Origin of the sequence: Novosphingobium rhizosphaerae, from assembly GCF_050920675.1 — a bacterium.
In the GTDB taxonomy this organism is placed as follows: Bacteria; Pseudomonadota; Alphaproteobacteria; order Sphingomonadales; family Sphingomonadaceae; genus Novosphingobium; species Novosphingobium rhizosphaerae.
In genome coordinates, this window is the sequence record NZ_CP137861.1 from 4,220,803 (window position 1) to 4,235,878 (window position 15,076).

Genomic DNA, 15,076 nt, shown 5'->3' on the forward strand with positions numbered 1-15,076 from the left:
TTCCCGCAAGGTTGCGCACGCAGCGCGGTTTGATACCCTGGGCCGCGATGACCACGATCGTGCCCGGCCGCTTTACCGCCCAGACCACCGCACCCCTGGTGGTGTTCCTGATCGGCATGCGCATCAACCGCTTTCGCGCGGTCAGCGCCTGGTTGCCGGTGGCCCGGGCGATGGGGCCGATGCTGGCCGAACTTTCGGCCGCACCCGACAGTGGCTTCCTGGGTTTCGAGCCGATGCTGCGCGGTTTGCGCACGGTGATGCTGGTGCAATACTGGCGCGATTTCGACAGCCTGGAAGCCTATGCCCGCGCAACCGACAAGACGCATTGGCCCGCGTGGCGCGCGTTCAACAAGGCAGCACGCAAGCAGGGCGGCGGTGTGGGTATCTTTCACGAAACCTATGCCGTTCCGGCCGGTGGGTGCGAAAGCGTCTATGTGGATATGCCCGCGTTCGGCCTTGGAAAGGCACTTGGGGGCAAGGCGCTGGGGCTGGTTCCGGCCACGGAAGGGCGCCAATCGGCGCGGGGGCGGATGAAAACATCCGGGCAAGACGATTGAAATTCTTGCCGAAGAAGGAGCCGGGCGACCCGCCGCAATCCGTTGTGGCTGCTTCCTTCCGGACCTGACCAGGTTGGCGAACGCAAACGTCCGCCCGACTCCCGGCCCGCCCTATGGCGCCGGCGCGCGCCGATTGCAAGCGCCGGCATGATCCATCAACGGAAATTGTCGGCGTAGCTCTGCAGCTTCAGCCGGCGGGGCGGCGTGGGGGTGACATGCACGGCAATGCCATACTTGTCGGCATAAGCGCGGGCGTCGGCCTCGGTTTCGAATGTGAGAATGACTTGCTGCTTGGTGTCGCCAGAACCGGCCCAACCCATGAGGGGATCGGGGCGCTTGGCCTCTTCGGGGGCGAATTCCAGGAGCCAGTCAGCAGTACGGGCCTTGCCGGACTGCATGGCATTTTTCGGGCGCTGATAGATGCGTGCGGGCATGGCCGGTGCTTTCGTGCGTTTCGCTGTGCAAATCAAGAGGGAATGGCCCCGGTGGCGCGGTTCAGCGCTGCATGCGGGCCACCAGGCGGCGTGCCGCCTCGCTGACGTCTTCCCACGCTTCGGCGAAATCCTGCTCGTCACCATAATAGGGATCGATCACCGCCTGCCCTTCCCGGCCGGGTACCAGGTCCATCAGCAGGCTCACGCGGGCCAGCGTGCGGCGCGGGGCCATGCGCTTCAAGTCCTGCAGGTTCTGCGAATCGAGCGCGAAAATCTGGCCGAACTTGGTGAAATCGTCTTCGGTCACCTGGCGGGCACGATAGCGCGAAATGTCGATGCCGTGCTTGAGCGCCATGGCCTGCGCGCGCGGATCGGGCGGATTGCCGGCATGCCAGCTGCCCGTGCCGGCCGAATCGATCGTCACGGCCAGGCCCGCCTTGACCGCCTCGGCCCGGAATGCCGCCTCGGCCATGGGCGACCGGCAGATATTGCCCAGGCAAACAAACAGCACGGCTGGCTGGCTCACCGCATTCCCTTCCAAAAGATCCCTGTTCGCGCGCATCCCCACGCGCCACCGCATGGGGGGGGCGCCGCGATGCCCGTCGCACCGCAATAAAATACGCTGCAATGCAAAAAGTCCAGCGCCAAGCCGCAGGTTTCTTGCCGGCCGAGCGATCAGGCCCCATCCACGGCGCGGCGGCCGAGCGCCGGATCATCGGTGAAGAAGCCGTCGATGCCGGCGGCAAGATACTTGCGGATTTCCGCGACGCTGCCGCTTTCGCAGCGCAGCGCAGTGCCACACTGGCGCAGATCGGCGGGAAGGAAAACCGGCTCTGGCCGGAAGGTGTAGCAACCCACCTTGAGACCGGCACGATGGGCATCGGCAATGATCGGGCCCGGCGCCTGCAACGCGCCATCGCTGCCCACGTCGATCAGCGTACGGTTCCACGGCGCGATCCAGTCTGCATAGCCCGCCACTTGCGCCAGGCCAGGCGCAGACAGAATCTCGCCATAGGTGAGAGTGCCACCGGCAGCGAGCACGTCTGCCGGGCGCTTGCCGGGCTCTTCGGTCAGCTGCATCAGCGCGATGTTGCGATGCCGCGCCAGCAGCGGACGCAAGCGCTTGAGGTTGGCCACCTCGAACGACTGCACGATGACCGGGGCGTGCTGCAGCCAGGCATGCGCACGGATCGCGGCCAGCAGCTTGGCTTCCATGTCATGGCCCAGGCTGTGAAAATACGTGGAGTGCTTGATTTCGGGAATGATCCCGAGCGGACGCGCACGGCTCTTGGCAGCCGTGGCGGCAAAGGTGACGATCTCGTCAAACGTCAGGATCTGGAACTGGCCGTCGAACGCCATGCTTTCCGGGCGCAGCTTGCCCAGGCGTTCCTTGGCGCACAGCGCCTTGAGTTCGGCCAGGGTGAAGTCGGGGGTGAACCAGCCTTCCTGGCGCTCCCCGTCGATCACCGCCACGGTCTTGCGCGCGGCAAATTCAGGGCGGCTGGCAACGTCGGTGGTTTCGGCAATGTTGGGTTCGTGGCGCGAAACCAGCACGCCATCCTTGGTTGGCACCAGATCGGGCTCGATGAAATCGGCGCCGTCGGCCACGGCGCGCTGATAGGATGCAATGGTGTGTTCGGGCCGGTGCGCACAGGCGCCGCGATGGCCCAGCACAAGGGGATGGGCCGGCCGCCCCGCGCCCTTCCTGCCCTGGCGTGCCAGGGCAGGAAGCGCCGCCGTGCCAGCAAGGCCGGCCCCGGCGGCAAGAACAACGCGACGCGAAACCGGACCGGTCATGATCAAAGCCCCAAAGAGAGTGTGGCGAACCACTGGCGCGGCGCCAGCGGATAGATGGCATAGGTGTTGGTATTCGAGCTGACCGACACCGTCGAGGTGCCCTTTTCATCGAACAGGTTGGTGACGTTCACCGAAACCTCGGCCTTGCGCAGGCCCAGGCGTTCGGCCGGCAGCTTGTAGGCAAGGCGCAGCGCGGCGGTGAACGTGGGATCGACCCAGGCATCGTTGGTATAAGTGGCATAGCGACGGCCAACATAGTCGCCCACCAGCTGCCCTTCGAACGCGCCCAGGGTCAGCGTGGCAACGGTCTTGTCGAGCACCGAGGGGCTGCCCGGAATGCGCTTGCCGCCCGTGGGCACCACGCCATTGACCGTGGCCGTGCCGCCGATGCGGGTGCCGGTGGCGGCGCTGCCGTTGACCACGGTGAGCGTGGAATAGTCGCTATCGTAGATCGAGCGGTTGTAGCTGAAGGCGTTGTAGAGCGAGAAGACCTGGCCAAAGCGCAGCGTCAGGGCCACATCGACGCCATCGGTCTTGACCCCGCCGACGTTGAAGATCGCCGGGGTGCCGCCCGCGATGGAACTGCCGCCCAGGCCGCCCACCGCCGGGGTGATCCCCAGCAGGCGATCGTGGAAATCGACGTGATAGACGTTGAGCTGGGCATTGATGCCGATGCCGCGGCCCAGTTCGTGGTTGCTGCGCAGGCCCAGTTCGTAAGTCCACGAGGTTTCCGGCTTGCCATCGCGCTTGAACGCATCGAACGCGGCCTGGCTGCCGGTGCTCCACGGCGAAACCCCGCCGCCGCCATAGGTCATGAACTGGCGCAGGTTCTTCTGTACGTTGACATAGACCTGCTCGCTGCCGGTGAAATCCCACTTGGCGCCGAAAGTGGGCAGGAACCAGCGCTTGGTGTCGATTTCCCCGCTGGGCAGGGCCGACGAGGAGCCGGGCAGCGAGCCGATGATCGGCTGCACCACCATGTCGCCGCGCGCGAACTGGAGGCTGGATTTCACCCCGGCCTGGACCAGCAGATTGGGCAGCACGTGCCAATCATCCTGCGCGTGGAGCTGCACCACGGTGTTGCGGATCTCGCTGCCATATTGGGTGAACAGCGGATTGCTGGGACGGATATAGGGGCTGTAGCGCTCCGGGTGGTTCACATCGAGCGCGTACCAGCGGCGATAGGCCGAGGAGCTGTTGTATTCCATCCAGCCGCCCACTTCGATGTGGTGGTTGCCGGCATCCGCCGTGACATTGCTGATCACCCCGCCGCGATCGATGCGGTATTCGGTGGTGCGGATGGCATAGCCCGAATTGCCGGTGGCGAGCTTGAGGTTCTGCCCCGGAAAATAGAGCGCGAACAGCGTGGGCAGCGATGCCACGGTGATCGGCCCGGCGACCACGCCCACGCCATCGTTGTGGTGGTAATAGACCTGGGTGGACCAGTCGATCTTGCTCGACAGGTGCGCCTGGTACTTCAGGTAGCCGAGGTAATCGGTGCGCTGCGCATCGGAATAATAGTTGCGGTAGTTGTTGGCTTCCTTGGCCGGCACGTTGCCATTGGCATCAAGGTAGGCCACCGCCGCGGCGAAATCGGGATAGGTGAACGGGCGGGTATAGGGCTGGTAGGCCTGCGCCGGGGTGGTCGCCACCTTGTAGACGGTGGTGGCGTCCTCGTTGGGTTCGATCTTGTCGGAATAGGCGAAATAGGCGGTCAGCTTGCCCATGCTGTCATCGTGCACGAACTTGGCATTGGCCTGCCAGCCGCCCTGGCGGCCGTTGAAATCCCAGGCGCGAGCGCGCTGGCGCAGGCCCGAGACGTAGAGGCTGTTGCCATTGCCGAACGTGCCCGAATCGAGGCGCAGGAACGTGCGCGAGGTGCCGTAGCTGCCGATCGTCTGGTTGAGCGTGGCGCCGCGCTGGGCCGTGGGATCCTGGGTGAACGTCTCGATCCCGCCGCCCAGGTTGCTGGTGGAAGCCAGGCCCAGGTCGGCCGCGCCGGTGGAGACGATCGCCCGGCCAACGTTTTCCGAAATCACCGCGCGCTGGGGCGAAAGGCCGTTGTAGTTGCCATAGGACTGATCGCCCAACGGCACGCCATCGAGCGTGTAGCCCAGCTGGTTGCCGGCAAAGCCGTGGATGAACAGCGAGGCGTTCTGCTCGTTGTTGCCCCAGGGATCGGCGGTGACGTACATCACGCCGGGCAGGGTCTGGATCGCTTTCAGCGGATTGATGCCCGGCAGCAGCTTCTGCATTTCGACCGAGGTTACCGCCGTGGCCGAGCGCGTGGCCTTGACCGCCGTGACGACGATATCATCGCCGGACGGCGCCGGCTCTGCCGCGGGGGCCTGCTGCGCGGCAGCGGGCGTGGCAGCCAGAGCAAGAGCCAGGACACCGGCCGAAACGGCCATGCATGCGCGATGCGAAAACGGAACTGGCACGGTATGCAACCCCCTCATTATGTGCAGCGCACAAGATACTGGGGCGGCAGTTAGAAGCGCTTGGAGACAATTGTATGACAAATAGCAGAGGTCTGCAGCGCACCGTCACAAACCTCGGTCGCTCGGCATAAAATCAACGTTTCCGTTGTGTTACATGCTTTCGCCAAGCGGCACGATCACCACCGCGGGCAATGGCGCTGCACCGGGTTGCTCGGTCCAATGCGCCACGGTGAGGACGCCACCTTCGCAGCGCAGCGCATCCACGTGGGCGGTGTCGATCGTGGCATAGACCCATTGGCCCACGCCTTCTTCGCCCAGCGCCAGCACGCCATCGGCCGGCATGCCGCCGCCGGCAGGCGCTGCATCGGGCGGGCCATAGATGCCCGCCGCACCCCGGTTGACGTCCACGGCGGGAGACCATGCCGCGTCGCCCACGGTGGGCGATTGCACCACGAAGCATTGCCCTTCCAGCGCGCGGGCCTGGCTGCCCAGTCGTACGCGCCAATAGCCGTGCAGCGTATCGGTGCAGCTGGGCACCAGCAGCACTTGCGCGCCCGCTTCCACCGCAGCGCGGGCCAGCAGCGGAAATTCGCTGTCATAGCAGATCGTGATCGCCAGCCGGCCCAGGGCGGTATCGAACACGCGCAGGGCATCGCCACCCGTGATGAACCACTCCTCGCGCTCGAACCGGGTCATGATCAGCTTGTCTTGCGTGGCCATGGCGCCATCGGGGGCGAACAGGCGCGCGGCATTGCGTGACCGGCCATCGCCATCGCGGCGCGGTGCGCTGGCAGCCAGGATATGCACGCCATAGGCCTGCGCCAACCGCGCGTGCAGCGCATCGACGCGGGGCAAGAGCGCCGAAACCGTGTCGATCGAACCGGCCAGGTCACCCATGGTCGCCGGATCAAGGCTGGCGAGTTCCATCGCGCCATATTCGGGAAAGACCAGCAGCGCCGCGCCGGCAGCCACGGCCTCTTCCACCCAGGCGGTCAGCTTGGCTTCATAAGCCGCCCAATCGGCCAGGCGATCGATCGGATATTGTGCGGCGGCGACGGTGAAACGCGGCATGGGGCGCCTTTTATGACAGATGCTTGAGCCAGTATTGCATGGGCTTTGGGGTTTCCTGCGCCGCGCCATGCTCTTTCCACGCCAGCTGCGTGACGAGGCCGGGGATCAGCGCATAGCCGCGACCCTGCCAGAAGGCATCGAGCGGACGATAGCCCGCCGGGCGCGCGGGATGATCGGCGCTGCGAATCACGGCGGCAAAGCAGGCCGTCTGCGCCCCGGCGGCGCGGGCAGCGTCTTCGCGGTGATCGAAAAAGGCATGGCCGATGCCGGCGCCGCGATATTCGGGCAGCAGCACGCTTTCCCCGAAATAGAACAGGCTTGCCGTGTCGATGCCGCGCGCTTCGAACGGAGCGCGAAATTCCGCCTTCTGGTGCAACATCGGCGCGGCCGTTGCCGCCCCGACGATGCGAGCGCCATCGAACGCAGCCACCAGCACGGCACCGGGCGCGGCGGCATATTCGGCCAGATAGCGCGCCTCATATTCCCGATCCCCATCATAGAGATAGGGCCAGGCCGCAAAGACCGCGATGCGCAAGCGCGCCAGATCATCGAGCGCGGCCGTCACTTCCGCGCCGCTCAGCGGGCGGATGGCAACGCTCATTCGCCCACCACTTGTGCCGTCCAGTCGGCCAGGTTGTAATACATCGTCAGGCGGGTGATCTTGCCGCCGTCCACCGCCAGGAAGGCACCGGCCGGCAGGACATAGGTTTGCCCCTGGGCTTCGGGCAGGCCTTCGTCGGTGGCAAGATAGCTGCCATGGACGACGAATTCGGCCGCTGCGCGGGTGCCGTCCTCGTTGGCCATCAGCACGATGTCTTCGAGGCGCTCCTTGTAGCAGCGCTCCATGTGGCCAAGGAACGTGGCAAAGGTGTCCTTGCCCACCTGGCGGCTGCCCTGGTTGATATCGTGGGCAACATCTTCGGCCAGGCACGCCAGCATGCCGTTCCAATCCCCGGCGTTGAAAGCGGCGTAATAGGTTTCCAGCAGGGCAAGCGTGGCGGCGCGCGACATCAGGCGGGTCTCCGTAAGTCCGTGGGGCGAAGCGTTGTCGCGCCCTGCGCTAGCCGATCGGACCGGGCGCCGCCACATACCGTTTTGGCATGCTGTATTGCCCATATGCAATGAAGCGGCGCAGGACGGGCCTGCACCGCTTGCATCATTGCGCGTGCCTGTCGGTTTCAGGCGATGCGTATCAGCCGAACAGCTTGTTGGCCGTGTTGGCCACCCGGCGGCCCAGATAGCGCGCACCATCCAGTTCGATCTCGCTGGGCTGGCGGCTGCCATCGCCACCAGCAATGGTGGTGGCGCCATAAGGCGCGCCGCCATGCACGGCATCAAGCGTGAGCTGACCCTGGAAGCCATAGTCGAGGCCCACGATCGTCATGCCGAAGTGCAGCAGGTTGGTCAGGATCGAGAACAGCGTGGTTTCCTGGCCGCCATGCTGGCTGGCGGTGGAGGTGAACGCCGCGCCGACCTTGCCGTTGAGCGCGCCCCTGGCCCACAGGCCACCGGCCTGGTCGAGGAATGCCGCCATCTGCGAGCTGATCCGGCCAAAGCGCGTGCCGGTGCCCACGATGATGGCGTCGTATTCGGCCAGTTCGGCAACCGTTGCCACCGGGGCAGCCTGGTCCAGCTTGAAATGAGCAGCCTGCGCCACTTCAAGCGGGGCGGTTTCGGGAACGCGCTTCACGTCCACCGTGGCGCCGGTTTCGCGGGCGCCTTCGGCAATGGCATTGGCCATCGTTTCGATGTGGCCATAGCTGGAATAATAGAGAACCAGAACCTTGCTCATCACACGTCATCCTTGGGCAGAGAGGGATACCTTGGTGGCGAAGCCGGGGCGGCCCCGCCGTGATGCCCGCCTTGTGCAGCCAGGGCGGCTTTCAAGATAGGGCGATAAGATTGCATCAAATGTTCCAGAACGCCGAACGCTTTGCCAGCGTTTGCGTTTCCCCGCGTTTTCGCATATGGGCGGGTGGGAATGCCCCGGCCCACACGATGCAGTCGCCTCGCGACTCCCTCGTCTGCCGGGGTTTATTGTTTTTCCATGGGGGCGGGCCGATCGCCCCCGCCGTGCAGGAAGAAGCCGCATGTCGCGTCGCCGCCAGATCTACGAAGGCAAGGCCAAGATCCTTTACGAAGGCCCCGAGCCAGGCACTCTCATCCAGTACTTCAAGGATGATGCCACCGCGTTCAACGCGCAGAAGCGCGGAACGATCAACGGCAAGGGCGTGATCAACAACCGCATCAGCGAGTATGTGTTCACGCGCCTGGCGCACATCGGCATTCCCACGCACTTCATCCGCCGGCTCAACATGCGCGAGCAGCTGGTGCGCCAGGTGGAAATCGTGCCGATCGAGGTGGTGGTGCGCAACGTGGCCGCCGGTTCGATTTCCAAGCGGCTGGGCATTGCCGAGGGCGAGCCCCTGCCCCACACCCTGATCGAATACTACTACAAGGACGATGCGCTGGGCGACCCGATGGTGGCCGAAGAGCACATCGCCTGCTTCGGCTGGGCCAGCAACGAGGAAATGCAGGACATTTCCGCGATGGCGATCCGCGTGAACGATTTCCTGTGCGGGATGTTCGCCTCGATCAACATCCGCCTGGTAGACTTCAAGCTGGAATTCGGCCGCATCTGGGATGGCGACTATAGCCGCGTGATCCTGGCCGACGAAATCAGCCCCGACGGTTGCCGCCTGTGGGACATGGTCACCGGCGAGAAGCTGGACAAGGACCGTTTCCGCCGCGACCTGGGTGGCGAGGAAGAAGCCTACCAGGAAGTGGCGCGCCGCCTGGGCCTGCTCGACAACGACGGGCCGAGCGAAGTGCTGGACCTGGGCGCGCACCGCAAGCTGCGCACCAAGAAGTAAGCAGGGCGCCCGCCAGGGCCGCCGAAACGCTATGAAGAAGGTGGGGCCGGCGAAGCAATTCGCCGGCCCTTTCGCATGCCCGCGCCCCGGCGCGGGATGGCGGATTTTTCCCTAATGCCTTGTGCGTTGCACTGCGCATGATCGCCTGATCCATATCTTAGCCGTGTGCCGCGCAGATTGCCGGCCATGGTGAAACCGCGCCTTCATGCCACCACTGCCAGCCCGGGGCCGGCATCCGCCGCGCCGGGCACGGCACGGCCGGGCCACATGGCTGGCTGAGCGCCATGTTGCGCCTGCCCGGCCGAAATGACCCGCCGCGTGCGGCCACCGTGCCCACCGGCAGCCTGCGCACCCGCATCGCGTTGACCGGGGTGCTGGTGCCGGTGGCGCTGGTGCTGGCAATGGTGGCGATCAACGGCATTTCGCTGGCCGAAATCCTGCTGATCCTGGCCGGGCTGTCGCTGGCATTGTGGCTGACGCGCGATCTGGTCGCGGCGATTGCCGGCCCGCTGCAGTCGCTTTCCGAAGCGAGCGAGCGCTATGCCAAGGGCGAGGCAGCCCGCCTTTCCGAGGAAGGCGACGCGGAACTGGCCGATATTGCCCGCCGGTTCAACGCCATGGTCGATGCCGTGGACGAGCGCGAGCGGCGCATCGTCCACACCGCGTTGCACGACGGGCTGACCGGCCTGCCCAATCGCAGCTTCTTTGCCGAAAAGCTCGATCGCGCGATTGCCCGCCAGCATGCCGAACATCGCACGCTGGTGGCGTTCATCGACCTTGATGATTTCAAGCTGATCAACGACACGCTGGGCCATCCCACCGGCGACATGCTGCTGCGCGAGGCCGGCCTGCGGCTGCAACGGCAATTCCCCGATGCAATGATCGCGCGGTTCGGTGGCGACGAGTTCGGCCTGCTGATTTCAGGCCTGCCACCTGATCAGGATTGCACCGCCATTGCCCGCATGCTGCATGCCCAGGTCAACAGCCCAATCCTGCTGGGCGAGCGACTCGTCCCGCTGAGCGCCAGTTTCGGCATGGCGATCGGGCCGGAAGACGGAGCGGATGGCAACGCGCTGCTGCGCGCCGCAGACCTGGCACTCTATCGCGCCAAGGACGAGGGCAAGGGCACCTATCACTTCTTCGAAGCCAGCCTGGACGAGCGCGTACGCCAGCGCCGCCGGATGGAGGAAGACCTGGCCCAGGCCCTGCGCACGGGCGAATTCACCCTGGCGTTCCAACCGACCTTCAGCCTGCAACATCGCCGGATCGTGGCATGCGAAGCGTTGCTGCGCTGGAACCATCACACGAACGGGCCGATTTCCCCCGCCCAGTTCGTGCCGCTGGCCGAGGAATGCGGGCTGATCATGCCGATCGGCGAATGGGTGATCCGCGAGGCCTGTGCCCAGGCGGCCACCTGGCCCGGCGAGATCGCCGTGTCCGTCAACCTTTCCGGGCGCCAGTTCGCCCATCCCGCGCTGCTGCCCACGCTGGTCCAGGCGCTCGCCGCTGCCAAGCTGCCGCCACACCGGCTTGAACTGGAACTGACCGAGCGCGTGCTGGCCGCCAATGCCGAGCGTAGCCAGGCGACGCTGGCCACGCTGCGCCAGTTGGGCGTGCGCATCGCGCTCGACGATTTCGGCATGGGCTATTCCTCGCTCCACCACTTGCGCAGCTTTCCGGTGGACACCTTCAAGATCGACGGCAATTTTGTGCGCAACTTGCGCGGGGATCGCGGCGCCCAGGCCATCGTGCGGTCGATCACCACGCTGGCCGGCGCGCTTGGCATCGAAACGCTAGCCGAAGGGGTGGAACTGGCCGACGACCTTGACCTGCTGGCGCAGCAAGGGTGCAACCTCGCGCAAGGCTATGCCATCAGCCCGCCCTTGCCGGCGGCGGAACTCGCCGCCCTGCTCGCCGCACAACACGCCGGAACAGAGCGCCGCGCCGCACGATAAGCGCTTGCCGCCGCACAAGGAGCGGGGCAAACGCAAGGCAATGACCCGCCATCGCCCGGCCGCGCCCCGCCTCCTGCCCCTTGTTGCCGCACTGTTGTTGAGCGCCTGCGCCGGCCTGGGCCATGGTCCGGCCGCGGCGCCGCCAACCCATGTGGCCGCAGCGCCCACCTGGGTGTTCGAGAAATCCGACCTCGCGCCTGATCCCCGCTTCCGCTTTGGCCGGCTGCCCAACGGCATGCGGACGATCATCGTGCCAAACGCCACGCCCAAGGGCACCGTGCAGGTCCGGCTGGACGTGGCCACCGGATCGCTGGACGAAACGGCGAACGAGCGCGGGTTTGCCCATTTCGTGGAACACATGGCGTTCAACGGGAGCACCCATGTGCCCGAAGGCGAAATGGTGCGCCTGCTCGAACGCAAGGGGCTGGCCTTTGGCGCGGATACCAACGCGCAGACCAGCTTCGAGCAGACCACCTATATGCTCGACCTGCCGCGCGCCGACGACGACCTGGTCGATACCGCGCTGATGCTGATGCGCGAAACGGCCAGCGAGCTGACTTTCTCGCCCGAGGCAGTGGCGCGCGAGCGCGGGGTGGTGCTGTCGGAACTGCGCGACGGGCAAGGCTATGCGCTGGACAATTTCCAGGACCAGCTGGCGTTCTTCTATCCCAAAGCGACGTATCCCAAGCGGCTGCCGATCGGCACCGTGCAAACGATCGACGCGGCCACCGCGCAAAGCCTCAAGCAATTCTGGCAAGCCCATTATGTGCCGGAAAAGACCACGCTGGTGGTGATCGGGGACGTCGATCCTGACAAGGTAACGGCAGCGATCGCCCGGCGCTTTGGCGATTGGCATGCCGCTCCTGCCCCGGCCCGGCCCGGCCAGGGCAAAGTCTTGCCCCATCAGCGCGGGCAGACCGAAATCTGGATCAACCCGGCGCTGGCCGAGCGGTTGACCGTGGCGCGCCATGGCCCCTGGACCGACGAGCCCGACACCATCGCCATGCGGCGCGAGAACCTGCTGCGCCAGATCGGCTATGGCATCGTCAACCGCCGCTTCCAGAGCCTGTCGCGCCGGGTCGATGCGCCGTTTCGCGGCGCCGGGTTCGGCACCAGCGACGTGTTCAAGATCGGCCGTACCACCAACCTGATCGTCGATACCGTCGATGGCGGCTGGGCCCGCGGCCTGGCAGCCGCCGGCACCGTGTGGCGCGAGGCGCTGGCCAAGGGCTTTACCCAGGCCGAAGTGGACGAGCAGGTGGCAAACCTGCGCACCGGCATCGAGAATGCCGCCGCCGGCGAAGCCACGCGCAACAATGCCACGCTGGTCAGCCTGGCGCTGTCGCTGCTGCACGACGACATGGTGCCGACCACGCCGAGCAGCGGCCTCATGCGCTTCAACACCTTTGCCCCCACGATCACGCCGGCCAGCGTGCTCGCCGCCTTGAAGCGAGAGGCGGTGCCGCTGGACCAGCCACTGATCCGGTTCCAGGGACGCAAGACCCCGGCGGGCGGTGCCAAGGCGCTGCGCCACACCTGGCAGGCCGCGATGGCAGCGCCGCTGGACGAGGGGAAAGCCGCGCCCGCCGACACCTTTGGCTATACCGATTTCGGCACGCCGGGCACCGTGGTGGCCGACAGCACCGATGCCACGCTCGGCATCCGCCGCATCCGCTTTGCCAACGGCGTGATGCTCAATATCAAGCGCACCGCGCTGGAGGCAGACCGCATCCATGTGCGCGCGGCGCTGGACGGCGGGGAGATGCTGGAAACGCGCGACAATCCCATGGCGGTAGACCTCGCCTCCAGCCTGCCCGCCGGCGGTCTTGGTCGCTATAGCCAGGACCAGTTGCAGACGATGCTGGCCGGCCATGCGGTGGGCACCAGCTTCGGCGCCAATGGCGACACGTTCGGCGCGGGCGGAACGACCACGGCGCGCGACCTGCTGCTGCAATTGCAGCTGATGGCTGCCTATCTCACCGATCCCGGCTATCGGCCCGAGGCGGAAGAACTGTTTCACCAGGGCATGGCCAATTACTTTGCGCGGCGCGATGCCACGCCGGGATCGGCGCTTTCGGCCGCGCTCGGCGGGATTCTCTCGGGCGGTGATCCGCGCTTTACCCTGCAATCGCCGCAGGCCTATCAGCAGCTTGGCTTTGCCCAGTTGAAGCCGGTGCTGAAAGAGCCGCTGGCCCGTGGCGCGCTGGAAATCGCGCTGGTCGGCGATGTGGACGAAGCCACCGCGATTGCGGACGTCGCCCGCACGTTTGGCGCCCTGCCCCCGCGCGAAGCGACGTTCCGGGCTTGGCAGGAAGCGCGCCAGCGCCGCTTTGCCGCGCAGCCCGGCGTGCAGGTCGTGCGCCACAAGGGGCCGGCCAACCAGGCGATCGTGCGCATGGTATGGCCCACCACCGACGATCGCGACCCGGTGCAAACCCTCACCATGGACCTGGTGGAGCAAGTGGCCGGCATCGAAGTGATCGATACCGTGCGCGAAAAGCTGGGCAAGGCCTATTCCCCCAGCGCATCGAGCGACATGTCACAAGTGTGGACGGGCTGGGGCACCTTCACGCTCCAGGCCTCGGTCAACGTGGCAGACATTGCCGCCACCCATGCCGCCCTGGCGCAGACCATGGCCGATCTGGCCACCCATCCGATCGACGCCGACGTGCTGGAACGCGCGCGCGCGCCGATGCTGGAGCGGCTGGACAACGCCTTGAAAGGCAATGGCGGCTGGCTGGCCCTGGCGGCGCGCGCGCAATCGCGGCCCGATCGCATTGCCCGGTTCCAGGCCGCCCGCGCACGCCTGGCTGCCCTGACCGTGGCCGACGTGCAGGCAGCGGCCAAGGCCTGGCTCACGCCAGACAAAGCCGTGACGGTGCTGGTGTTGCCCGATGGCGTGGCCGTGCCCAAGCTCTAGGCAAGACTTGCCCTTGGCGCCGGACGGGGGCATAGGCGGCCCCGAGTCCCAAACAGCCTATTTTGCGAAAGGCCCACCGCCGATGAAGGTCCGCGTCCATGTCAGCCTCAAGAACGGGGTGCTCGATCCGCAGGGTCGCGCCATCCACCATGCGCTGGAAGGGCTGGGCTTTGCCGGCGTGAAGGACGTACGCGCCGGGCGCCTGTTCGAACTCGACGTGGCCGAGGACACCAGCGACGAAGCGCTGGACGATATGTGCCGCAAGCTGCTCGCCAACATGGTCATCGAAAACTATCGCATCGAGAAGGTTGCCGCCTGATGCCGTTCACCTCTGCCGTCATCACCTTTCCGGGCTCGAATTGCGACCGCGACATGGCCGTGGCGGTGGAAGAGGTCTGCGGCGGCACTGTCCACCGCGTGTGGCATGGCGATGCCAGCCTGCCCGAAGGCCTTGATTTCATCGCCGTGCCGGGCGGCTTTTCCTATGGCGACTATCTGCGCTCGGGCGCGATGGCCGCGCGTTCGCCGATCATGCAGGCCGTGGTCGAGGCCGCCGGGCGCGGCGTGCCCGTGCTGGGCGTGTGCAACGGCTTCCAAATCCTGACCGAAGCAGGGCTGCTGCCCGGTGCGCTGATGCGCAATGCCGGCATCCGCTTTGTCTGCCGCGAAGTGCCGCTCAAGGTGGAAAACAGCCAGTCGCTGTTCACCCAGCGCTATTTCAAGGACCAGGTGATCACCATTCCGGTGGCGCACCATGACGGCAACTATTTCGCCGATGCCGAAACGCTCGATCGCCTGGAAGGCGAAGGCCGCGTGGCCTTCCGCTATGCCGAACCGGTCAACGGTTCGCAGCGCGACATTGCCGGCGTGCTCAACGAAGCGGGCAACGTGCTGGGCATGATGCCGCACCCCGAACGCATGATCGAAGCAGCGCAGGGCGGCAGCGATGGGCGCAAGCTGTTCGAAGGCGTGCTGGCGGGGTTGAACGTTTCGGCTTGAGCCGACATCCCCTCCCCTAACCCCTTCCG

General features: G+C 66.0%; 14 protein-coding genes and 1 other RNA gene. 6 read left to right on the plus strand and 9 right to left on the minus strand.

Translation table 11 applies throughout. The features are described from left to right. The first annotated feature begins 47 nt into the window (after window positions 1–47). Window positions 48–557: a DUF4188 domain-containing protein gene (locus tag R9J51_RS19235; protein ID WP_179505412.1), complete on the plus strand. Its 510-nt coding sequence runs from the start codon at window positions 48–50 to the stop codon at window positions 555–557. A gap of 10 nt (window positions 558–567) precedes the next feature. Here the strand turns inward: R9J51_RS19235 and ffs are convergent. The 9 genes from ffs to wrbA all read right to left on the minus strand — a co-directional run bounded on the left by ffs (window position 568) and on the right by wrbA (window position 8,092). Then, an RNA gene (gene ffs / locus R9J51_RS19240) (signal recognition particle sRNA small type) lies at window positions 568–662 on the minus strand. 50 nt (window positions 663–712) lie between these two features. Beyond that, complete coding sequence (locus R9J51_RS19245; protein WP_168556684.1) at window positions 713–991, minus strand: ETC complex I subunit; 279 nt, start codon at window positions 989–991, stop codon at window positions 713–715. 61 nt (window positions 992–1,052) lie between these two features. Continuing rightward, the gene (locus tag R9J51_RS19250; RefSeq protein ID WP_168556683.1) at window positions 1,053–1,517 is read right to left on the minus strand and encodes a low molecular weight protein-tyrosine-phosphatase; all 465 of its coding nucleotides are present in this window, start codon (window positions 1,515–1,517) and stop codon (window positions 1,053–1,055) included. A 149-nt stretch (window positions 1,518–1,666) separates the two neighbouring features. Continuing rightward, window positions 1,667–2,788: a glycerophosphodiester phosphodiesterase family protein gene (locus tag R9J51_RS19255; protein ID WP_179505414.1), complete on the minus strand. Its 1,122-nt coding sequence runs from the start codon at window positions 2,786–2,788 to the stop codon at window positions 1,667–1,669. Window positions 2,789–2,790: 2 nt separating this feature from the next. After that, on the minus strand, window positions 2,791–5,199 hold the full coding sequence (locus R9J51_RS19260) for a TonB-dependent receptor (protein ID WP_432787681.1): 2,409 nt from the start codon (window positions 5,197–5,199) through the stop codon (window positions 2,791–2,793). A 180-nt stretch (window positions 5,200–5,379) separates the two neighbouring features. Then, entirely contained in the window at window positions 5,380–6,300 is a 921-nt protein-coding gene (locus R9J51_RS19265) for a carbon-nitrogen hydrolase family protein (protein ID WP_179505416.1), read from the minus strand. 10 nt (window positions 6,301–6,310) lie between these two features. Then, window positions 6,311–6,901, minus strand: coding sequence for a GNAT family N-acetyltransferase (locus tag R9J51_RS19270; protein ID WP_179505417.1), 591 nt, complete (start codon window positions 6,899–6,901; stop codon window positions 6,311–6,313). Next, window positions 6,898–7,311, minus strand: a complete 414-nt coding sequence (locus R9J51_RS19275; RefSeq protein WP_179505418.1) for a ketosteroid isomerase-related protein — start codon at window positions 7,309–7,311, stop codon at window positions 6,898–6,900. The genes R9J51_RS19270 and R9J51_RS19275 overlap by 4 nt, the downstream gene beginning before the upstream one ends. A 181-nt stretch (window positions 7,312–7,492) precedes the next feature. Beyond that, on the minus strand, window positions 7,493–8,092 hold the full coding sequence (gene wrbA / locus R9J51_RS19280) for an NAD(P)H:quinone oxidoreductase (RefSeq protein ID WP_169475932.1): 600 nt from the start codon (window positions 8,090–8,092) through the stop codon (window positions 7,493–7,495). 298 nt (window positions 8,093–8,390) lie between these two features. Here wrbA and purC point away from each other — a divergent pair, with 298 nt between their 5' ends. From purC to purQ, 5 genes are all read left to right on the plus strand, one after another. After that, window positions 8,391–9,173: a phosphoribosylaminoimidazolesuccinocarboxamide synthase gene (gene purC, locus R9J51_RS19285; protein WP_168556676.1), complete on the plus strand. Its 783-nt coding sequence runs from the start codon at window positions 8,391–8,393 to the stop codon at window positions 9,171–9,173. A 284-nt stretch (window positions 9,174–9,457) separates the two neighbouring features. Next, the gene (locus tag R9J51_RS19290) at window positions 9,458–11,128 is read left to right on the plus strand and encodes a bifunctional diguanylate cyclase/phosphodiesterase (RefSeq protein WP_179505419.1); all 1,671 of its coding nucleotides are present in this window, start codon (window positions 9,458–9,460) and stop codon (window positions 11,126–11,128) included. A gap of 40 nt (window positions 11,129–11,168) precedes the next feature. After that, window positions 11,169–14,048, plus strand: coding sequence for an insulinase family protein (locus R9J51_RS19295; protein WP_179505420.1), 2,880 nt, complete (start codon window positions 11,169–11,171; stop codon window positions 14,046–14,048). An 82-nt stretch (window positions 14,049–14,130) separates the two neighbouring features. Next, window positions 14,131–14,367, plus strand: coding sequence for a phosphoribosylformylglycinamidine synthase subunit PurS (gene purS / locus R9J51_RS19300; protein ID WP_179505421.1), 237 nt, complete (start codon window positions 14,131–14,133; stop codon window positions 14,365–14,367). Further along, window positions 14,367–15,047: a phosphoribosylformylglycinamidine synthase subunit PurQ gene (gene purQ / locus R9J51_RS19305; protein WP_169475929.1), complete on the plus strand. Its 681-nt coding sequence runs from the start codon at window positions 14,367–14,369 to the stop codon at window positions 15,045–15,047. Before purS ends, purQ begins: the two co-directional genes overlap by 1 nt. Window positions 15,048–15,076: the final 29 nt, after the last annotated feature.